We start from the raw sequence: 18,678 nt of genomic DNA, 5'->3' as shown, positions 1-18,678 counted from the left end.
CTGCCGACCACCGTCTGCCGACCACCGTCTGCCGCCCACCGTCGCACCGGCCCTTGAGGCTTCGTCCGGCGCAGATGCCTGCCGGGGGAGGGCTCTCGGGTCACCAGCCCGACGGAACGGACGTGGGTGAAGTCGTGGTCGTGGTCGGGGCTGGGGCGCGGGGCGCGGCCGTGGCCGCGCCCCGCTCGTGGCCGCCGTGCCGGGTCACAGGGTGAGGAGGACGCGGCCTGCGGCGTTCGGGTCGGCCAGGGGCCTGAGGGCGAGGCGGACCAGGGCCAGGGGGTTGTCGTCGCCGGCGATGCGGTTGGCGCTGAGCTCGCCGCACGTGGCGCACTGGTGGATGATCATCCACTCGCCGTCGGCGCGGACGGACATCGCCAGCGCCTCCATCCGGCCCCGGCAGTCCGCGGCGCGGTCGCCGGGGACCTTCCGGTCGACGTGCAGACTGGCCAGGCAGGTGGGGCAGTGGTTGCGGTGCGCGGTGCCGGGCGCGTCCAGGGACACGTCGAGACGGCAGGACGCGCACCGGAAGGCGTCCGCCCGGTGGCCGCCCCGGGCGTGCAGGACGTCCTTGTGCCGCTGCGGACGGCGGCGCCGCCCGGGGTTGTTGGTGCGTGACACGGTGGTGCTCCTTCCCTTCTCGGGCGGTCAGAGGGTTCCGAACGCTTCGAGCGGGAAGGGGGGCTGGGCCAGCGGACGGACCGCCATGCGCATCAGGATGAGCTGGTTGTCGTCCGCGCAGATCGGGTGGGAGGTGAGCTCGTCGCAGCGCACGCAGCGGTGGATCACCCTCCAGTCACCGGTGCGGAGGACGGCGATGGCGATCGGGGACATCCGGCCCTCGCAGTCGCTCGGACCGCCCTCGACGTGGTCGAGGACGTGCCGGGAGTGGAGACAGGACGGACAGTGGTTGCGCGGCGCGCCGTCGGGGGCGTGCGCGGACACGGTCAGACCGCACCAGGCACAGGCGAAGGTGCCGAGGCCGAGGATGTTGTTGTGGGTGGTGGTGTGGTGGGACACCCGGGTGCTCCTTGCTGGGAAGTGGTCAAGACAGCAAGAGCAGGCCGAGCGGCCTCGTCGGAGGACAGCCCGATGCCACCGCAGAACGGCGGACAGGCGGTTCGGAGCACCGGAGAACACGTCCGGCAGCGGCCCGGAGGAACGGGCAGCGGAAGAAAGCGGACGGTTACGCGGTACGGCGAGGCGCACTCGGCGCGGTCCGGGACATCAAACACCCTTTTCCAGGGCACACAGGCCCAGAACGAATCAGAACGACCCGGTCAGGTTAACAAGGCGCCTTCCAGGGCCGTCAACGCATTATTTCGACGCCTCCCCGCTCCCCGAGGCCCCGGGAAAGGTCCTGCGCGGGCCGAGCGCGGGCCGAGTGCGGGTCGAGCAGGGGCTTCAGTGGCCGATGTCGCGTGCTTCGTAGCTCTCCAGTCCGACCGTCAGGAGGGGCGGCACAAGGGTGTGCATGTACCAGCTCAGGTCGGTGAAGCCGGCCGAGCCGGGCAGCCGCCGCCGGTCGATGGACGGGGTGAAGCTACAGGCCAGGCGGCCGGGGAAGAACAGGAGCCGGCCGCCTGTGCTCGCCTGCTCGTGGTAGACGCAGACGCCCGCGTGATGGTTCACGTGCTCCGGTGCGTCCAGGAGGGCCAGGACATCCTGCGTGTGGTCGCGGGTGGCGGACTTCCAGTCGTACATGTCGTCGTCGTTCACCATGTACCAGAGCGGCTCCTCCAGCGCCCATCCTGTGGCGGCCAGGGCCTCGACGGTGGTGCGGACCGTGAGTTCGCGGGCGAAGGTGAAGTCGATGTCTGCGGTTCTGGACGACACGGGTGGCTCCTGGTGAGGATGCGACGGCGTCGTATCGTTGCCGAGGCCGCGTCGAGTTGGCGACCGAACGGAAGATCCGGGGTCCTGGCGGATGGCCGGTCGGCCCCGGGCCGGGGGAGGTCGCCGCTCATGAGGGAAGTCCGAAGGGGCCGTGCCGCGTAGAACACCCGCTTCGCTTCGGCCGCGTGGACGTGCGAGGGGAGTGCCGTGGGTGCGTTACCGCGACATCCCGGGACTGTCGGGGGCGGCGAACGCCGCTGTCCGCACCCTTGAACGGGAGCGGTTGGTCCCGGGCATCGTGTCGGTGGCGCTGAGCGTGTGGTCCGTCCGCGTCCACGGCACCCGGCGCCGCTGGAGGCGTTGGGAGGCCGAGTTCACCTGCCCGTGCTGCGGCGAAGGCTGGGCCCGGGACACGTTGCACGAAGTTCTGCTCATGCTGCCCCCGAGCGCCGCCGCCGAACTGCGGGTGCAGGTCGAGAGCCTCGACGCGTCGCTGCTCAGACGGACACATCACGAGCCCGTGGCAGATCCGGAGTTGGCGTGGTGGCACCGTCGGTGCTGACCGTGCCCATGTCGTCCTCCGGTGCGCCGGTGTGTCGGACGCTCCGGCCGCTCCGGAGGATCCGGGTCCGGGCGCGGATGCGGGCCGGTGCTGTCGGTGGGAACGGTGAGCTGCGCCCTGCCGGTCTGCGGTGGGGAGAGGGCGGCGGTGGGCTTCGGGGCGGTGGGCGGTTCTCGTGCGAGCGAGGCGCCGGTGGGGTCGTTCCGTGGGCGACCGGCGGCTCGGCCCGCCTCTCAGGTACCGCTCAGCGGGGACGTCCATGCGGGGTCGTGGCGGGATCTTCTCGCGAGGTGGGACAGGAGGTGTTCCGCCGCGAGGGCGGCGGTGGTCCGGGGCGCGCCGACCGTGGTCAGGGCGGCGGTGAGCCGGGCCGGGGCTGCTTCCGGTAGGTCGGGGTCGGTGAGGAGGGGGAGCAGGAGCAGGAAGCGGGTGGCCGAGTCTCGGACGCCTTCGTCCGCGGGGGACGGGCTGTGGGCGATCCGGGTCAGTTCGTGCCACGTCAGGCCGGGGCCCGAGAAGTCTCCGTCCCAGGTGGCGATCGGCTCGGCGCGGCTTCCGCTCGGAGGGGTGAGGAGGTAGTCGGTGCCGCAGTCGTCGTCCAGGTTGCGGTAGATCACCACGGCTCCGGGGCCGTCCTCCGCCGGGACTCTGAACACCGGCCAGTGACCGGGGTCGAAGAGGACCTCGGACAGGGCGTCGGCATCGGCGTCGTCCTCGCCGAACCACTCCGGGAGCGGGCGCTCGGCGCACTCCCCGTCGCCGCACATCGCCAGGAGGTGGTTCGACCAGAAGCCCGGTCGGACCAGCAGCGGCTCGCCCGGCACCAGCGGGCCGGCGTCGTATCCCTCGATCAGCACCCCTCGATCCTGCCACCCGGCACTGACACGGGCCGGTCCGGGAGCAGCGAGCGGCCCGCCCCGCCGCGCCCCACCCCGCCCCTTTGCGAGACGGGCCCGGCGGGGGAGGTCGGTCACGCCACGGCCGCTGGTTCGTGCGAGGGCTGTAACAAACGGGGGAGAGCGGTGAGGGGGCTCGCCTGCGCGGCAAGGATGGTTCTGACGCTTGTACACCGGCCGGCTGAGGTCCGGTCACGGGGGAAGAGGGAAAAGGGATGAACTCGAAGACGGTCAGAAACGGTTCACCGCGCCGGGGCCTGCGCGGCGCCGTCCTGGGCGCGGCCGTGGCCGCGGCCCTGCTGACGGCCACCGCCTGCCAGTCCTCCGGCGGTGGCGATGAGGCCGCCGCGTCGCCGACCGCCGCCACGCCGTCGGCCTCCGCGCCCTCGGCCCCCGCCCCCTCGGGCTCCGCGCCGGTTGGCGGAAGCACGTCGGAGACCACCGCGCCCACGGGCGACTCCGGGACCGGCAGCGGCAGTCCGACGGCCACCGGCACCGGGGACAGCGGCGAGACCGGCGGCGGCAACGGCACGGAGTACGCGGACTGCGAGGCCGCCGGGCTGGGCACCGCGGTCGAGCTCCAGGACGAGGCCGGGGAGACCCCCCGTCACTTCCTGCTGACCGTCACCAACAACTCCAGGACGCCGTGCGTCCTCAACGACGCGCCGCAGGTACGCCTCAAGGCGGGCAACGACGCCCCGATCGTCCAGACGCTCGGCGAGCCGGACACCGAGCCCGTCGTCGTCGAGGGAGGCGGCAAGGCCTACGCCGGTCTGTACGTCTTCGGCAACGACGAGGGCGGCGAGGCGGAGTACGACCAGTCCGACCGCTTCACCGCCACCCTGATCGCCGGCGAGGGCACCGAACTGAGCGGCACGCTCATCTTCGACCTGCCCGACGGCCTCGACACCGTCTCCGTCGACGACGCGGCGCGCGTGAACGGCTGGGCCGGCACCGAGGGCCTGGCGATGCGCCCGATCAACCAGCTCTGAGCAGCCGGCAGCCCTGAGCGATCGATAGCTCCGAACAACCGACGGCTCTGCGCGGTCGGCAGCTCCGAGCAGCGGCCCGGAGAGCTCCGCCGTCCCGTCCCTCCGTCGCCCGGAGGGGCGGGACGGCGGCCGTTTCCGTCTCCGTCCCCGGCGCCGTCTCCCGTTCGTGCGCGCTTGCTCGTCCTTCGGTCGCTTGAGTCGCTTGAGTCGCTGGTGCTCCCGGCCGTTGGGACGGCCGGGCCAGGGTCGGAAAAAGAATTTCCGGGATCCGGTCACACCCTCGCGGGCCGGTCCGTCAGGGGAGTGAAGGGGCCGACGGGGCCCCACCCACGAGAGCGAGAACAGCCATGACGCACCCCGCCGCCCCGATCTCCCGGATGGCGAACCCCGCCGAGTTCGTGCCCGAGCTGAGCGACGTCAGCGCGGCCCTGTTCCGGGCCACCGGGAACCAGTCGGTGCCGCGCACGACGATCAACCTGATCCACCTGCGCGCCGGCCAGATCGTGCGCAACACCTACCTGACCGTCCTCAACACCAGTTTCCTGCGCAAGGCGGGCGAGAGCGAGGAGCGCATCACCGCGGTCTCCTCCTGGCAGGACGCCCCCTACTTCACCGATGCCGAACGCGCCGCCCTCGCCCTCGTCGAGGCCACCCTCCAGCCCGCCCCGCACGGGCGCGAGCGCGTCACCGACGAGCTGTACGCCGAGGTGGCCCGGCACTACGACGAGAAGGCGATCGCGACCCTCACCATCGCCATCGGCCAGATCAACTTCTTCATCGCCCTCGCCGTCATCGGCAAGCCCCAGCCCGTCACCTCCCTCGCCGACCAGCAGTGGGACTGACGTCCGGCGGTGAACCCGCCCGCCCTCGCCTTCCGAACTCCCGGAGGGGCGAAGGCGGATGGGTGGAGGGGCGGGTGGGCGGACAGGGAGCCCGAAACGGGATGGACACCCCACGCCTAGAGTGCAAATATATTCCGCATGACGCATGATCATGCATTGCATCGAGAGTCCGGTCCCCTGGCGTGGCCCCTGGGCTTCCGGGCCTACACCGGCCACGGCGGCCTGCGCGAGCACGGCGACGACATCTCCGTCGTCGTGTCGGACCGGCCGGCCGCCGGCGCCGCGATGTTCACCCGGAGCCTCTTCGCGGGGCCGGCCGTCGTCCTCAGCCGCGCGCACGCCGCGGGAGGGCGCCTGCGCGCCGTGACGACGCTGGCGCAGAACGCGAACGTCGCCACCGGGCGCCAGGGCGCGGAGAACGCCGCCGAGGTCGTCCGCCGCGTCGCCGGGATCCTGGGCGTCCCCCAGGAGGAGGTGCTCATCGGCTCCACCGGCGTCATCGGGCGCCCGCTGCCGATGGACACCATCCGCGCGCACCTCGACGAGACCGCCGGGCGCGGCCTCGCGGCGTTCACGGCCGGACCGCTGGACGTGGCCCGCGCGATGATGACCACCGACACCCGCCCGAAGACCGCCGTACGGACCGTCGGACGGGCCCGCGTCGTGGGCGTCGCCAAGGGCGTCGGCATGCTCGAACCCGACATGGCCACGATGCTGGCCTACGTGTTCACCGACGCGGAGGTGGCCCCGGCCGACCTGTCCGGCGCGTTGCGCGCGGCGGTGGACCGCACCTTCAACTGCCTGAGCGTCGACACCGACACCTCCACCTCCGACACGGTGGCGGTCATCGCCAACGGCGCCGCGGGGCCGGTCGATCCGGCGGAGTTCGCCGACGCCCTCGCCGACCTCTGCCTGGACCTCACCCGGCAGCTGGCCGGTGACGGCGAAGGCGCCACCAAGCTCCTGCGCGTCACGGTCGCCGGGGCCGGCGACCGCGCGCAGGCCAAGCGCGTCGCCAAGAGCGTGGTGAACTCCCCGCTGGTCAAGACCGCCGTCCACGGCGCCGACCCCAACTGGGGCCGGGTGCTGATGGCCATCGGCAAGAACACCGACGACACCGACATCGTGCCGGGCGACGTCACCGTGCGGTTCGGCGACATCGAGGTGTACCCCGAGGAGCCCGGGGACGACACCCTCGACGCGCTCGTCGACGTCATGCGCCGGGACGAGGTCGACATCGTCGTCACGCTCGGCCTCGGGGAGGCCGAGGCCACGGTCTACGGCTGCGACCTGTCCGCCGGATACGTCCGCGTCAACGCGGACTACACGACGTGAGCGCACCCGACCGCGACTCCCCGCCCCCGCCGGTGAGATCCCGCCGGTGAGACCTCGCGGGTGAGACCCCGCGGCTCCCGCCTCCGCGGCTCCCGCCTCCGCGGCTCCCGCCCCCGCGAGTGAGACCCCGCCGGTGAGACACCGCAGCTCCCGCCCCCGCCGATGAGGCCCCCGCCGGTGCCGTGACTGGTGCCGTGACCGGTGCCACGGCCGGGTGGTGTCCCGCCGCGGCCGGTCGGCGAAGATGGGGGTGTCCTGTCCTCGGCCCGCAAGGAGCGCCCGGCGATGCCAACCCCCGGTCCCGGCCCCGGTTCGCGGCCCCCGACGATCGCCGACGTCGCGCGGATCGCCGGGGTGTCGCGTACGACGGTCTCCCACGCCCTCAACGGGATCGGCAAGGTCGACCCGAGGACGCGGGAGCGCGTCAAGCAGACCGCCGCCGAGCTCGGCTACCGGCCCAACCTGCGGGCCCAGCGGCTGCGCAGGGGGGAGGCGAGGGCCATCGCGCTCGCCTCCTCGATGCCGTTCGCGGTGGCCGGCGGGCCCTCGCGGCTCGGGTTCTACATGGAGATCGCCGCGGCCGCCGCGGAGAGCGCCCTGCTGCACGACTACGCGCTGGTGCTCGTCCCGCCCGTGCAGTCGGGGTCCGCGCTGTACTCCGTCGACATCGACGGGGCCATCGTCGTCGAACCGGACGCGGACGACGCGGCGGTGGCGCAGCTGAGGGAGCGGGGGCTGCCCTACGTGTCGCTCGGCCGGCCGGTGGCGCCGGACGACCCGGCGCCCTACGTCGACCTGCGCGGCGGGCTCGTCGCCGAACTGCTCCTCACCCACCTGCGCGAGCGGGGCGCCCGGCGGCCCGCGCTGATGATCGGCTCGGGCGCGCGGCACTCGTCGGTCGACGCGCTCGCGGCGTACGAGCGGCTCGCCGAGCGGTCCGGCTGGCCGCCCGTCGTCGTGAGCGTGCCGGAGGCGGGCGGGGAGCGGGCCGGTTACGAGCGCTGCGCCGCCCTGCTCGCCGAACACCCCGGGACCGACGCGGTCTGCGCGCTGGTGGACGCCTTCGCGGTGGGCGCGGTGCGGGCGATCCGGGACAGCGGGCGGTCCGTGCCGGACGACGTCATGGTCGTCACCCGGTACGACGGGCTGCGCGCCCGGACCTGCGAGCCGCCGCTGACCGCCGTCGACCTCCACCTGGACCGCGCGGCGGCCGACGCCGTGGAGCTGCTGCTCGGCCGGCTGCGCGGCGAGGGCGCCGCCGCCACGGTGGCGACGGCGCCCGAGCCGCGCGTCATCGCGCGTGCCTCGTCGGCACGGGTCACAGACCGAGCATGAGCACGAGCCCGGAGACCAGGGCGAAGACGAGGACGCACAGCCGCGTCCTGCGCGCGTCCAGCCGGTGGTGCGCCAGTCGGCTCAACCACGCGCCCGCGGCGATCGCCGGCAGCAGCGCCACCGCCGTCACCAGGTCCGCCGGACGGCCCTCGCCCGTCGCGAACAGCAGCGCCAGCGACGCCACTTCCCCGGCGAGGAAGCAGGCCGCGACGGTCGAGCGCAGCTCGGCGGGCGGGCGGTGCTGGTAGACGAGGGCGAGCGGGGGGCCGCCGACGCCGGTCGCGGTCTCCGTCAGCCCGGTCACCGCGCCCGCGCCGACGTAGGCGAGCCGGCCGGGCGCGAAGGCGGGCGCGGCGAGGCTCACGACCGCGGCCAGTACGGTGGCGGCGCCCACGAACAGGCCGATGCCGCGGTCCGGGATCAGCCAGAGCAGCGCGAGCCCGGCGGGCGTGGCGGCCAGCCGCGCCCCGGTGATCCAGCCCGCGCCGCGCAGGTCGATCGAGGCCCGCTCGCGCCAGGCGACGTACAGGTTGAGCGGGATCATGGTCGCCAGGACGAAGACCGGGAGCAGACCGGGGTCGAGGATCCCGGCCACGGGCGCGACGATCAGGGCGAAGCCCAGCCCGCTGCTGCCCTGGACGAACGCGGCGACGCCCACCGTGACGGCGAGGACCGCGAGTGCCTCCGCGCTCACCGCGCCGCGCCTTGCTGGGCCGTGTCCTGCGGTGCCGTGTCCTGCTGCGTCGCGCCTTGCTGGGCCGTGTCCTGCGGTGCCGTGTCCTGCTGCGTCGCGCCTTGCTGGGCCGTGTCCTGCGGTGCCGTGTCCTGCTGCGCCGCGCCCTGCCGGGCCGTGTCCTGCTGCGCCGGGCCCCGCTGTGCCGTGCTCCGCTCCCGTGTCGCGTTCCGGCGTGCCGCCGTGGAGGTGGGGTGGACGCGGGTGAGGGGCGCCCTCTCGACGGTGGCCCGGGCCAGTTCGACCGCCCGCCGTACGAGCGCGGGGCCGTCCCAGCCGACGGGCCGGCCCTGCCACAGCCGCAGGCGCCCGGCGACGAACACGGCGCTGATCTGGTCCCGGTTGCCCCGGCGGACCAGCTCCCACGGCACGTCCCAGGAGAGCGCGAGCTCGGGGGTGGTGAGGTCGACGAGGAGGAAGTCGGCGGCCAGGCCCTCGGCGACGGCGCCGGTGCGCGCGCCGAGGCCGACCGCGTCGGCGCCGCCGGCGGTGGCGCGGTCGAGCCAGGTCCAGCCGGCGCCGCACGACGAGTCCCCGGTGGCGAGCCCGTAGGCGATCCGCTGGGCGGACTCGGCCGCGTCCGCGAGCCGGAACCCGTCGCCGCGGGTCCCGTCGGTGCCGAGCCCGAAGCGGATGCCGCGCTCGGCCATGGCGACGGCCGGGGCGACGGCGTTGCCCTTCCAGGCGCTGGCCACCGGGTTGTAGCTGACGGCGGTGCCGGTGTCGGCGAGCAGGGTCAGCTCGCGGGGGGTGAGCAGGGTGGCGTGCGCGGCGAGCAGGTGGGGGCCGAGCGCGCCGAGCCTGTGCAGGTGTTCGAGCGGCCGCAGCCCGTGCCGTACGAGGGAGCGTTCGACGCCGGCCAGGTGCTCGTTGACGTGGATCTGCACGATCGCCCCGGCTTCCGCGGCGAGGCGTGCGGTGGACCGCAGGGTCGTGGAGGTCGCGGCCTCGGGGATGGAGACGGCGAGCGAGGGGTGGACCAGGGGGTCGTCGTCGTACCGGGCGAGGTGCTTCTCGGCGCTTTCGAGGACGGCGGCGGCGCGTGTGGCGTCCTCGGCGTCGCCGGGCGCGTCGTCCCGGGCGTCGTTGCAGACGAGGCCGAGGACGCAGCGGATCCCGGCGTCTCGGGCGGCGGAGGCGACGACGTCCACGTCCACGCCGGCGCGGGTACCGGCGTCGGTGACGGTGGTGAAGCCGCCGCGCAGGGCCTCCAGCGCCGCCAGTTTGGCCGCGACGTAGGCCGATTCCTCGTCCAGCGCCCCCTCCAGCGGCACCCACACCCGGCGGAAGATCTCCGACGGCTCCCCGAAGGCGAGCGCGGAGCCGAAGCTCTGGGTCAGGTGATGGTGGGCGTCGACGAAGCCGGGCATCAGGAGGTGGCCGGGCAGGGGCACGGCGTCGAGGTGCGGATGGGCGCGTGCGAGTTCCGCGGCGGGGCCGACGGCGCGGAAGGTGCCGTCGGCGACGACGACCGCGTGTCCGTCGACGGTTCCCTCCGGCAGGAGGACGGCGTCGGGGACGAGGAGGAGCGGGTCGGGGGAGTCGAGGAGGTCTCGGGTGAGCTGGTTCATCGGTCGCTTTCCGTGCGCGGGGCGGTCGGCCGGGCGGCGACGCGCGGCCTGACGTGGTGGAACAGGACGTTGAGGACGGCGGCGGTGAACGCGCCGACGGCGACGCCGCTTTCGAGGAGGATGCGGGCGTTCGGCGGGAAGCCGGCGTACACGCCGGGGACGAGGATCGGCAGCAGGCCGAGCGCCAGGGCGACGGCGCAGACGAAGGTGCTGGTGTGCTTGTCGAGGTCGGAGCGGCCGAGCATCTGCACGCCGAGCACGGTGATCACGGCGAAGACGACCATGGCCGTGCCGCCGACCACGGCGGACGGGACGGCGCTGATGGCCCGGGTCACCGGCGCGAGGAACCCGATGACGACGAGGACCACGCCGGCGGCGGCCGTGACGTAGCGGCTGCGGACGCCGGTGACGCGGACGATCCCGATGTTCTCGCCGCTGGTCACCATCAGCGGCAGGCCGAAGAAGCCGCCGAAGAGCGAGGTCAGGGCGTCACCGCGGACGGTCTTGGGCACGTCGGTGCGCGGGTCGATCCGCTTGCCGACGGCCTCGGCGTTGATGACGGTCTGGCCGGTGGCCTCCGCCATCGAGGCGAGGCTGTAGAGCATCAGCGGAAGGGCGGCGACCAGGCTGAACTGCGGTGAGCCGAAGGGCATCAGCTGCGGCAGGCCGATCAGGCCGCCCTCGGTCGCGCCGCCGGGGTCGAAGCGGCCGAGGAGGCCGGCCAGCACGGTGCCGGCGACCAGCCCGAGCATGACGGCGAGCTGCCGGAGGATGCCGGTGAAGAGCAGGTAGAAGACGACGGTGAACCCGATCGTCGCCATCCCGAGCGCGAGGTTCGTCGTGTCCGCGAACCCCGGTTCCCCGGGCCGGCCGGTGACGAGGACCGCGCCGACCTTCACCAGGTTGACCCCGACGATGACGATCATCGTGCCGATGACCAGCGCCGGGAAGAACCTGAGCAGCCGTGAGAAGACCGGCAGGACGACGAAGGAGAAGGCGGCCGTCAGGAGGACCGCGCCGGTGGCGGTCCGCAGCCCGTGCTGCTCGGCGATGGCGAGGAACAGGATGAGCGGCGCGCCGCCGGGAAGCATCACGAACGGCAGCCGGGGGCCGAACTTCCAGGGCCCCAGCGACTGGATCAGCGATCCGACGCCGGAGAGCACGAACGCCGCGGAGAGCAGGTTGACGGTCAGGCCGGGGTCGAGGCGAAGGGTGGCGCTCATCAGGAAGATCGCCGAGATGGGGGTGGCCGCCATGACGAGGACGTGCTGGATCCCGAAGAGGACGATCCGGCCGAGGGGGCGCGACTCGTCGACGGGGTGGACGGCGGGGGGAGCGGTGGCCCGCCGGGCGTTCTCGGGGGCGGCGCCGGACGGGGAGGGTTCCGGCGCCGGGGGGTAGGGCGTACGGGGTGCGGGCGGTCGGTGACTGGACACGTTCGAGCTCCATTCGGGCGTGGGGCATGCTCGGACAAATCAGCCGCGATCCGGCCCCGAACGGAGGGCCAAATCGATTTGGCCAAATCGATTTGGCCGTCAGTATGGGGACGCCGGGGGACCCCGTCAAGAGAACGGCGGCAGCGGGTGCGGAGCCGGCCTCCACGGGGTCTTCGCAGGGACCCGGGCCAGGTCCTTCGCAGGGGTTTCCGCAGAGGTCTTCGCAGGAGTCTTCGCAGGGGTTTCCGCGCGGGTCTTCGCAGGCCGGGCGGCGGTCGCGCGGTGGGCGGGGGAGGGCGGTGACCCCTTGACCTGCCCGGCGCCGGCCACTAGCTTGCCGTCAACGTCGTCCCACAGCGCCCGGAAGGAGGCGATCGACGGATGTCCACCTACTCCGACCTCGGCCGCCTCGCCGAGTGCACCGCCTGGGTTCCGGGCCGGATCGCGCACGGCTGCTGAACGCGCCGTTCCCCGTGTGCCCTCCCGTGGCACATCGACACAGGGGTGCTTCGCGGGTCTCCTGACGTCCCGCACCCCCCTTTCCCCGCCCTTCCCCGCTCTTCCCCGCCCGTTTCCGGCACCTCGCCGTCGCGTGCCCTTCCGCGCCCGCCCTCCCCACGTGGCGTGTCCGAACACAGAAAGCTGCCTGACATTGACGAACATGACGCATCGGTCGCTCACGTGCAGGAACGGAGGCTCGTCGTGACGGAGGCACAGATCACCGAGGCACAGAACGCCGAGGTGCGGAACGCCCAGGCACAGAACGCCGAGGCGCGGAACACCGAGGCACGGATCACGGTCAACGGCGACGAGACGCCGATCGCACCGGCCGCGCCCCACACCACGGTGCTGGACTTCCTGCGCGAGCGCGGTCTCACCGGCACCAAGGAGGGCTGCGCCGAGGGCGAGTGCGGAGCCTGTTCCGTCCTGGTCGCCCGCCCCGGGCTCGACAAGCCCACCGACTGGGTGGCGGTCAACGCCTGCCTGCTCCCGGTCGCGGCGCTCGACGGCCAGGAGGTCGTCACCGCCGAGGGGCTCGCCACCCCCGGCGAGGCCGGCACGCCGCCCGCCCTGCACCCGGTGCAGGAGGAGATGGCGGTCCGCGGCGGCTCCCAATGCGGTTACTGCACACCGGGGTTCGTGTGCAGCATGGCCGCCGAGTACTACCGTCCCGACCGCTGCGCGCACGCGGACCCGGACGGCGGCACCGACCCCGAGCACGGCCCGAACGGCTTCGACCTGCACGCGCTGAGCGGGAACCTGTGCCGCTGCACCGGCTACCGCCCCATCCGCGACGCCGCGTTCGCCGTCGGCACGCCCGCCGCGGACGACCCCCTGGCCCGGCGCCGCGAGCAGGCCCCGCCGCGGCCGGTGGCCACCGCGTACACCCGGGGCGACAGCGCGTTCCTGCGGAAGAACACCCTGGACGAGACCCTGCGCCTGCTGCGCGAGCGGCCCGACGCGGTCGTGGTCGCCGGCTCCACCGACTGGGGCGTGGAGGTCAACATCCGCTCCCGCCGGGCGGGGTGCGTCGTCGCCGTCGACCGGCTGCCCGAACTGCGCGAGCTGCGGATCGAGGCCGACCACGTCGAGATCGGGGCGGCGCTGACGCTCACCGAGATCGAGCGCCGCCTCGACGGCGGCGTCCCCCTCCTGGCCGACCTCTTCCCGCAGTTCGCGTCCCGGCTCATCCGCAACGGCGCGACCCTCGGCGGCAACCTGGGCACCGGGTCCCCCATCGGGGACAGCCCGCCGGCCCTGCTCGCGCTCGACGCGTCGGTGGTGCTCGCCGACGCCGACGGCGAGCGCGAGGTCCCGCTGGCGGAGTACTTCACCGGCTACCGGCAGAGCGTGCGCCGGCCCGGCGAGCTGATCCGCGCGGTGCGCGTCCCGCTGCCGCTGTCGCCGGTCACGGCCTTCCACAAGATCGCCAAGCGGCGCTTCGACGACATCTCCAGCGTCGCCGTCGCCTTCGCCCTCGACATCGAGGGCGGCACCGGAACCGGCATCGGGAACGGCGTCGTCCGCAAGGCCCGCATCGGCCTGGGCGGCGTGGCCGCCACCCCGATCCGCGCCCTCGCCACCGAGGCGGCCCTGGAGGGCAGGCCCTGGTCGGCGGAGACCGCCGAGGCCGCGGCCCGGGTGCTGCGGGGCGAGGGCACGCCGATGGACGACCACCGGGCCAGCGCCCTCTACCGTTCCGCGATGCTCGGCCAGAGCCTGCTGAAGCTGTACGCACAGACCACCGAGGCGGTGTCGTCATGAGTCATCTGTCCGAGCGCCCCGAGAAGCCGGTCGTCGGCCTCCCGATGCCGCACGAGAGCGCCTTCCAGCACGTCACGGGCACCGCGCTCTACACCGACGACCTGGTCCAGCGCACCAAGGACGTGCTGCACGCCTACCCGGTCCAGGTCATGAAGGCCCATGCCCGGATCACCGCGCTGCGCACCGGACCCGCGCTCGCCGTGCCCGGCGTGGTCCGCGTGCTGACCGGCGCCGACGTGCCCGGCGTCAACGACGCCGGCATGAAGCACGACGAGCCGCTCTTCCCCGACGAGGTCATGTTCCACGGCCACGCGGTGGCCTGGGTGCTCGGCGAGACCCTGGAGGCCGCCCGCCTCGGCGCGGCGGCCGTCGAGGTGGAGCTGGAGGAGCTGCCCTCGCTGGTCTCGCTGCGGGAGGCGATCGAGGCCGGCAGCTACCACGGCGCCCGGCCGCTGATGGTGCACGGCGACGTCGACGCCGGCTTCGCCGACTCCGCGCACGTGTTCACCGGCGAGTTCCAGTTCGCCGGCCAGGAGCACTTCTACCTGGAGACGCACGCGGCGCTCGCCCAGATCGACGAGAACGGGCAGGTGTTCGTCCAGAGCAGCACCCAGCACCCCTCGGAGACCCAGGAGATCGTCTCCCACGTGCTCGGCGTGCCCGCGCACGAGGTGACCGTGCAGTGCCTGCGGATGGGCGGCGGCTTCGGCGGCAAGGAGATGCAGCCGCACGGCTTCGCGGCCGTCGCGGCGCTCGGCGCCAAGCTGACGGGCCGCCCGGTGCGGTTCCGGCTCAACCGGACGCAGGACATGACCATGTCCGGCAAGCGGCACGGCTTCCACGCCACGTGGAAGATCGGCTTCGACGCCGAGGGCCGCATCCAGGCCCTCGACGCCACCCTGGTCGCGGACGGCGGCTGGAGCCTGGACCTGTCCGAGCCGGTCCTCGCCCGCGCGCTGTGCCACATCGACAACACGTACTGGATCCCGAACGCCCGCGTCGCCGGCCGCATCGCCAGGACGAACACGGTCTCCAACACCGCCTTCCGCGGCTTCGGAGGCCCGCAGGGCATGCTGGTGATCGAGGACGTCCTCGGCCGCTGCGCGCCGCTGCTCGGCCTGGACCCCATGGAGCTGCGCGAGCGCAACTTCTACCGGCCGGGCCAGGGCCAGACGACGCCGTACGGACAGCCGGTCACCCAGCCCGAACGGATCTCCGCCGTCTGGCGGCAGGTCAAGGAGGGCGCCGGCCTCGCCGACCGTACGCGCGAGATCGCCGCGTTCAACGCCGCGCACCCGCACACCAAGCGGGCCCTCGCGATCACCGGCATCAAGTTCGGCATCTCCTTCAACCTCACCGCCTTCAACCAGGGCGGCGCGCTGGTCCTGATCTACAAGGACGGCTCCGTCCTGATCAACCACGGCGGCACCGAGATGGGCCAGGGCCTGCACACCAAGATGATCCAGGTGGCCGCGACCGCGCTGGGCATCCCGCCGCACCGGGTCCGCCTCGCCCCGACGCGCACCGACAAGGTCCCCAACACCTCCGCCACCGCCGCCAGCGCGGGCGCGGACCTCAACGGCGGGGCGATCAAGAACGCCTGCGAGCAGCTGCGCGAACGGCTCCTCCAGGTGGCCGCCACCCGGCTGGGCGCGAACGCCTCGGACGTGCGCATCGTCGAGGGCGTCGCGCGCGCCCTGGGCCGCGACGAGGAGCTGGCCTGGGACGACCTGGTGCGCACCGCGTACTTCCAGCGGGTCCAGCTCTCGGCGGCCGGCTTCTACCGGACCGAGGGCCTGCACTGGGACGCCACGGCCTTCCGCGGCTCGCCGTTCAAGTACTTCGCCTACGGCGCCGCGGCGACCGAGGTGGAGGTCGACGGCTTCACCGGCGCGTACCGGATCCGGCGGGTGGACATCGTCCACGACGTCGGCGAGAGCCTCTCCCCGATGATCGACATCGGTCAGGTCGAGGGCGGCTTCGTGCAGGGCGCGGGCTGGCTGACGCTGGAGGACCCGCGCTGGGACACCGGCGACGGCCCGGGCCGCGGCCGGTTCCTGACCCAGGCGGCGAGCACGTACAAGCTGCCGAGCTTCTCGGAGATGCCCGAGGAGTTCCACGTCACGCTCCTGGAGAACGCCACCGAGGAGGGCGCGGTCTACGGCTCCAAGGCGGTGGGCGAGCCCCCGCTGATGCTGGCGTTCTCGGTGCGCGAGGCGCTGCGGCAGGCCGCGGCCGCGTTCGGGCCGGGCGGGATCGCCGTCGAACTGGCCTCGCCCGCCACGCCGGAGGCGGTGTACTGGGCGGTCCAGGCGGCCCGCCGCGCCGGCGACGGGGCGCGGGCCGGGGCAGAAGTGCCGGCCCGTGCCTGACATGACCTGGGTCACCGCGGTCGCGCGGCTGCGAGCACGCCGGGAGCCCGGCGTGCTCGTGACCGTCGCGACCGTGCGCGGCCACGCCCCCCGCGACGCCGGCGCGAAGCTCGTCGTCGGCCGGACCGGGACGTGGGGCTCGATCGGCGGCGGCAACGTCGAGGCGGTCGCCGTCGACCGGGCCCGGGAGATGATCGCCGCGTCCGCGCCCGAACCGGAACTGATGGATTTCGCCCTCAACGACAAGGTGACCAACCGGCACGGCGTGCAGTGCTGCGGCGGCACCGTCTCGGTGCTGCTCGAACCCCTCCCGGTGGTACGGGCGGTGGCGGTCTTCGGCGTCGGGCACGTCGGCATCGAACTGGCCCGGATCCTGGCCCGCCAGGACCTCGACCTCCACCTGGTCGACAGCCGCTCCGACGTCCTCGCCGAGGAACGGCTCGCCGTCCTCGCGGACGCGGTCGCGCGGGTGCGGGTGCACCACACGCCCCTGCTGCCCGAGGAGGTCCTCGAACAACTGCCGCCCGGCACCCACGTCCTGATCATGACCCACGACCACGCCGAGGACGCCGCCCTGTGCGACGCCGCCCTGCGCACCCCCCACCTCGGCTCCATCGGCCTGATCGGTTCGGCGGCCAAATGGACCCGCTTCCGCCACCGCCTCCGCACGGAAGGGGGCCACGACGAGGCCGCCATCGCCCGGATCAAGACCCCGATCGGCCTGTCCGACATCACCGGCAAGGAACCCGCGACCATCGCCGTGAGCGTCGCCGCCGACCTCCTGCGCGCCTTCGAGGCCGAAACGGCCTGACCGCCCCGTGGCGCGCGGAGGACGGGGTCAGAAATCCTTTAGCGTAGGGGAGTTGGGCGGGCCCTGTCCCGCGAGTGGACGGATACGACGGGGACGGATACGACGGGGACGGGTACGGCGGGGGCGGGGGCGGACCCGACGGGGACCGTCACGAGGGGGACCGTCACGACGCGGGGGGCCGCCCTGTCGGGGCGAGCCCCCGTCAGCGCCTCGCCCCGCGCTTGGTCCTCGCTCGTGCGCGCTCGCGCAGCAAGGTCTGGTAGTGAGCCGCCTTGTCCCCGCCGAGAGCGAAGAACGCGCAGATGTCGGCCACCGTCTCGGCGTCGTCCCCGCTCCCGGTCAGCCCGATCCGCACGAGCGTCCAGAAGCCCTCCTCGGCTCCGGCGCGACAGGCGTCGCCCAGCGGCCACCTGCCGAGGCCCTCGTCGCAGCCGGAGCCGGCGGCCACGTGGACGAGCGTCCGCAGGAGCTGGTCCCGGGCCATCACCGACACCTCGCCCGCCAGGGCGGCCATGATCACACCGACCGCCGGCGCGGTGCACTCGGCGAGGACGCATCCGTCCTCCACGTGACCGTCGAGGGTGAGCATCTCGCGCGGCGTCTCGGCGGTGAGGAGACCTTCGAACAGCAGGGGCACGTGATCCGCGGAGTCACCGCAGAGGCAGGCCAGGGCGCCCCAGTCGTGCCGTTCCAGCTCCGCCCGCACCAGCGCGCCGACACCCACGTCGCAACCCCCGGACACGTCGCCCCCTCCGCTCGGGACCAATGATCCAGCACTCCGGAGCCGGAGGGCGACGGTGCGCCGGAAGGGGATCAGAGGGGGAGGACGGGGCGGGTGGAGAAGTCCTCGTAGAGGTCTTCGCCGTCCGGGGCGTGGACGAACTCGGTGGCGTAGAAGGGGTGGCGGTTGGCCGTGGCGAGGGACAGCCACGTGAGCAGGTGGCCGTATCCGCCGCACGCCGACTCGCCGCCGTCGCCGCCGTGCACCGCGGTGGGGTCGCTCGTCAGCTCGGTCCGGTAGGTGTCGTAGGCGATGCGCAGGCCCAGGGCGTTCGGCCGGTGCTGCGGGCCGGTGGGGTCGTCGTAGGGGCCCCGGTCCAGGGGGCAGGCGTCGCCCCAGCGGAACAGGGTGGTGGCACCGGCGCCACAGGCGTGCTCCCACTCGTCGGGGCTCGGCATCCGCAGACCGCGGGACGCGAGCACGGCCGGCGTCTCGGCGGGAGGAGCGGTCAGGTTCTCGTCCTCCACCGCCACGAGCACCGCCGCCAAGGTGACGCGGCGGCGCGGACTGAGCAGCTGTGCGAGGTGGGACCGCAGGTCGGGGCCGGTCCCGTAGCCCTGCTCCAGGCTCTCCCGGTAGTCGGCGGCCTGCTCGGCCGTCGGCCGCCAGGCGTCGAGGTCGAAGCCGAGCGTCACGGTGCCGCCCGGCACCAGGGCGAACTCCTGCCCGCCCCGCTCGATCCGCACGCGGTGCGTCCGGGCGCCGAGGTGTTCGACCGGGTCGACGGCGACCACGCGGCCGTCCACCAGCTCGGCCGCGCGCCGTGCGATCCGGCGGGCGGCCGGCAGGTCGTACGACCGCCACTGGTCCGAGGTGAGATCCGCGAGAGACATGCGCCGCAGTCTTCCACGGCGGTCCGACAGCGCCGGCCCCGCGGCCCCGCGGCCGCCCGGCCGCCCGTGTCAGCCGGT

The 18,678-nt window shown here is 73.8% G+C and carries 17 protein-coding genes; 8 read left to right on the top strand and 9 right to left on the bottom strand.

The window, feature by feature from the left end:
• Window positions 1-204: 204 nt before the first annotated feature.
• The 3 genes from AB0E83_RS03750 to AB0E83_RS03740 form a co-directional block, all read right to left on the bottom strand.
• Entirely contained in the window at window positions 205-621 is a 417-nt protein-coding gene (locus AB0E83_RS03750; protein WP_362105314.1) for an RNHCP domain-containing protein, read from the bottom strand.
• 27 nt (window positions 622-648) lie between these two features.
• On the bottom strand, window positions 649-1,020 hold the full coding sequence (locus tag AB0E83_RS03745) for an RNHCP domain-containing protein (RefSeq protein ID WP_362105311.1): 372 nt from the start codon (window positions 1,018-1,020) through the stop codon (window positions 649-651).
• Between the two features lie 384 nt (window positions 1,021-1,404).
• Window positions 1,405-1,836: a hypothetical protein gene (locus AB0E83_RS03740; RefSeq protein WP_362105308.1), complete on the bottom strand. Its 432-nt coding sequence runs from the start codon at window positions 1,834-1,836 to the stop codon at window positions 1,405-1,407.
• 211 nt (window positions 1,837-2,047) lie between these two features.
• Between AB0E83_RS03740 and AB0E83_RS03735 the strand changes: the two genes are divergently transcribed.
• Window positions 2,048-2,398, top strand: a complete 351-nt coding sequence (locus AB0E83_RS03735; protein ID WP_362105305.1) for a hypothetical protein — start codon at window positions 2,048-2,050, stop codon at window positions 2,396-2,398.
• A 233-nt stretch (window positions 2,399-2,631) separates the two neighbouring features.
• On the opposite strand, the gene AB0E83_RS03730 is transcribed toward AB0E83_RS03735, so the two are convergent.
• A complete protein-coding gene (locus AB0E83_RS03730) occupies window positions 2,632-3,255 on the bottom strand; it encodes a hypothetical protein (RefSeq protein ID WP_362105302.1) in 624 nt (207 codons plus the stop codon).
• Window positions 3,256-3,509: 254 nt separating this feature from the next.
• Here AB0E83_RS03730 and AB0E83_RS03725 point away from each other — a divergent pair, with 254 nt between their 5' ends.
• The 4 genes from AB0E83_RS03725 to AB0E83_RS03710 all read left to right on the top strand — a co-directional run bounded on the left by AB0E83_RS03725 (window position 3,510) and on the right by AB0E83_RS03710 (window position 7,798).
• Window positions 3,510-4,286 carry a DUF4232 domain-containing protein gene (locus AB0E83_RS03725; protein WP_362105299.1) on the top strand — a complete coding sequence of 259 codons (777 nt, stop codon included), beginning with the start codon at window positions 3,510-3,512 and terminating at the stop codon, window positions 4,284-4,286.
• 347 nt (window positions 4,287-4,633) lie between these two features.
• Window positions 4,634-5,128: a carboxymuconolactone decarboxylase family protein gene (locus AB0E83_RS03720; RefSeq protein WP_362105296.1), complete on the top strand. Its 495-nt coding sequence runs from the start codon at window positions 4,634-4,636 to the stop codon at window positions 5,126-5,128.
• Between the two features lie 138 nt (window positions 5,129-5,266).
• Window positions 5,267-6,463 carry a bifunctional glutamate N-acetyltransferase/amino-acid acetyltransferase ArgJ gene (gene argJ / locus AB0E83_RS03715; protein ID WP_362105293.1) on the top strand — a complete coding sequence of 399 codons (1,197 nt, stop codon included), beginning with the start codon at window positions 5,267-5,269 and terminating at the stop codon, window positions 6,461-6,463.
• A gap of 285 nt (window positions 6,464-6,748) precedes the next feature.
• Window positions 6,749-7,798 (top strand): substrate-binding domain-containing protein, encoded by a 1,050-nt coding sequence (locus AB0E83_RS03710; RefSeq protein ID WP_362105290.1) that lies wholly within the window; start codon window positions 6,749-6,751, stop codon window positions 7,796-7,798.
• Here the strand turns inward: AB0E83_RS03710 and AB0E83_RS03705 are convergent.
• The 3 genes from AB0E83_RS03705 to AB0E83_RS03695 are packed head-to-tail and all read right to left on the bottom strand — an operon-like array spanning window position 7,782 to window position 11,538.
• Window positions 7,782-8,492, bottom strand: coding sequence for a sulfite exporter TauE/SafE family protein (locus AB0E83_RS03705; RefSeq protein WP_362105287.1), 711 nt, complete (start codon window positions 8,490-8,492; stop codon window positions 7,782-7,784). The two genes, AB0E83_RS03710 and AB0E83_RS03705, sit on opposite strands and share 17 nt — an antisense overlap.
• Complete coding sequence (locus tag AB0E83_RS03700) at window positions 8,489-10,102, bottom strand: amidohydrolase family protein (RefSeq protein ID WP_362105284.1); 1,614 nt, start codon at window positions 10,100-10,102, stop codon at window positions 8,489-8,491. Before AB0E83_RS03700 ends, AB0E83_RS03705 begins: the two co-directional genes overlap by 4 nt.
• The gene (locus tag AB0E83_RS03695; RefSeq protein WP_362105281.1) at window positions 10,099-11,538 is read right to left on the bottom strand and encodes a uracil-xanthine permease family protein; all 1,440 of its coding nucleotides are present in this window, start codon (window positions 11,536-11,538) and stop codon (window positions 10,099-10,101) included. The genes AB0E83_RS03700 and AB0E83_RS03695 overlap by 4 nt, the downstream gene beginning before the upstream one ends.
• Window positions 11,539-12,279: 741 nt before the next feature.
• Here AB0E83_RS03695 and AB0E83_RS03690 point away from each other — a divergent pair.
• The 3 genes from AB0E83_RS03690 to xdhC are packed head-to-tail and all read left to right on the top strand — an operon-like array spanning window position 12,280 to window position 16,986.
• A complete protein-coding gene (locus AB0E83_RS03690; protein WP_362105434.1) occupies window positions 12,280-13,803 on the top strand; it encodes an FAD binding domain-containing protein in 1,524 nt (507 codons plus the stop codon).
• Window positions 13,800-16,175 (top strand): xanthine dehydrogenase molybdopterin binding subunit, encoded by a 2,376-nt coding sequence (gene xdhB, locus AB0E83_RS03685; protein WP_362105278.1) that lies wholly within the window; start codon window positions 13,800-13,802, stop codon window positions 16,173-16,175. Before AB0E83_RS03690 ends, xdhB begins: the two co-directional genes overlap by 4 nt.
• A gap of 1 nt (window position 16,176) precedes the next feature.
• The gene (xdhC, locus tag AB0E83_RS03680; RefSeq protein ID WP_362105431.1) at window positions 16,177-16,986 is read left to right on the top strand and encodes a xanthine dehydrogenase accessory protein XdhC; all 810 of its coding nucleotides are present in this window, start codon (window positions 16,177-16,179) and stop codon (window positions 16,984-16,986) included.
• A gap of 202 nt (window positions 16,987-17,188) precedes the next feature.
• On the opposite strand, the gene AB0E83_RS03675 is transcribed toward xdhC, so the two are convergent.
• Both AB0E83_RS03675 and AB0E83_RS03670 read right to left on the bottom strand, forming a co-directional pair.
• Window positions 17,189-17,728 carry a hypothetical protein gene (locus tag AB0E83_RS03675; RefSeq protein WP_362105275.1) on the bottom strand — a complete coding sequence of 180 codons (540 nt, stop codon included), beginning with the start codon at window positions 17,726-17,728 and terminating at the stop codon, window positions 17,189-17,191.
• Window positions 17,729-17,799: 71 nt separating this feature from the next.
• Window positions 17,800-18,600 carry a hypothetical protein gene (locus AB0E83_RS03670; protein ID WP_362105272.1) on the bottom strand — a complete coding sequence of 267 codons (801 nt, stop codon included), beginning with the start codon at window positions 18,598-18,600 and terminating at the stop codon, window positions 17,800-17,802.
• Window positions 18,601-18,678: the final 78 nt, after the last annotated feature.

The sequence above is a fragment of the Streptomyces sp. NPDC035033 genome, from assembly GCF_040636735.1.
GTDB lineage: Bacteria > Actinomycetota > Actinomycetes > Streptomycetales > Streptomycetaceae > Streptomyces.
The sequence above is the reverse complement of the archived record's forward strand: the minus strand, read 5'-3'. Positions and strand labels throughout refer to the sequence as shown.

What these genes read in the sequence shown, in the direction of transcription:
- argJ (WP_362105293.1), top strand. Translation starts at nt 5,267, where the DNA reads ATGACGCATGATCATGCATTGCATCGAGAGTCCGGTCCCCTGGCGTGG.
- AB0E83_RS03710 (WP_362105290.1), top strand. Translation starts at nt 6,749, where the DNA reads ATGCCAACCCCCGGTCCCGGCCCCGGTTCGCGGCCCCCGACGATCGCC.
- xdhC (WP_362105431.1), top strand. Translation starts at nt 16,177, where the DNA reads ATGACCTGGGTCACCGCGGTCGCGCGGCTGCGAGCACGCCGGGAGCCC.
- AB0E83_RS03670 (WP_362105272.1), bottom strand. Translation starts at nt 18,600, where the DNA reads ATGTCTCTCGCGGATCTCACCTCGGACCAGTGGCGGTCGTACGACCTG.
- AB0E83_RS03700 (WP_362105284.1), bottom strand. Translation starts at nt 10,102, where the DNA reads ATGAACCAGCTCACCCGAGACCTCCTCGACTCCCCCGACCCGCTCCTC.
- xdhB (WP_362105278.1), top strand. Translation starts at nt 13,800, where the DNA reads ATGAGTCATCTGTCCGAGCGCCCCGAGAAGCCGGTCGTCGGCCTCCCG.
- AB0E83_RS03720 (WP_362105296.1), top strand. Translation starts at nt 4,634, where the DNA reads ATGACGCACCCCGCCGCCCCGATCTCCCGGATGGCGAACCCCGCCGAG.
- AB0E83_RS03725 (WP_362105299.1), top strand. Translation starts at nt 3,510, where the DNA reads ATGAACTCGAAGACGGTCAGAAACGGTTCACCGCGCCGGGGCCTGCGC.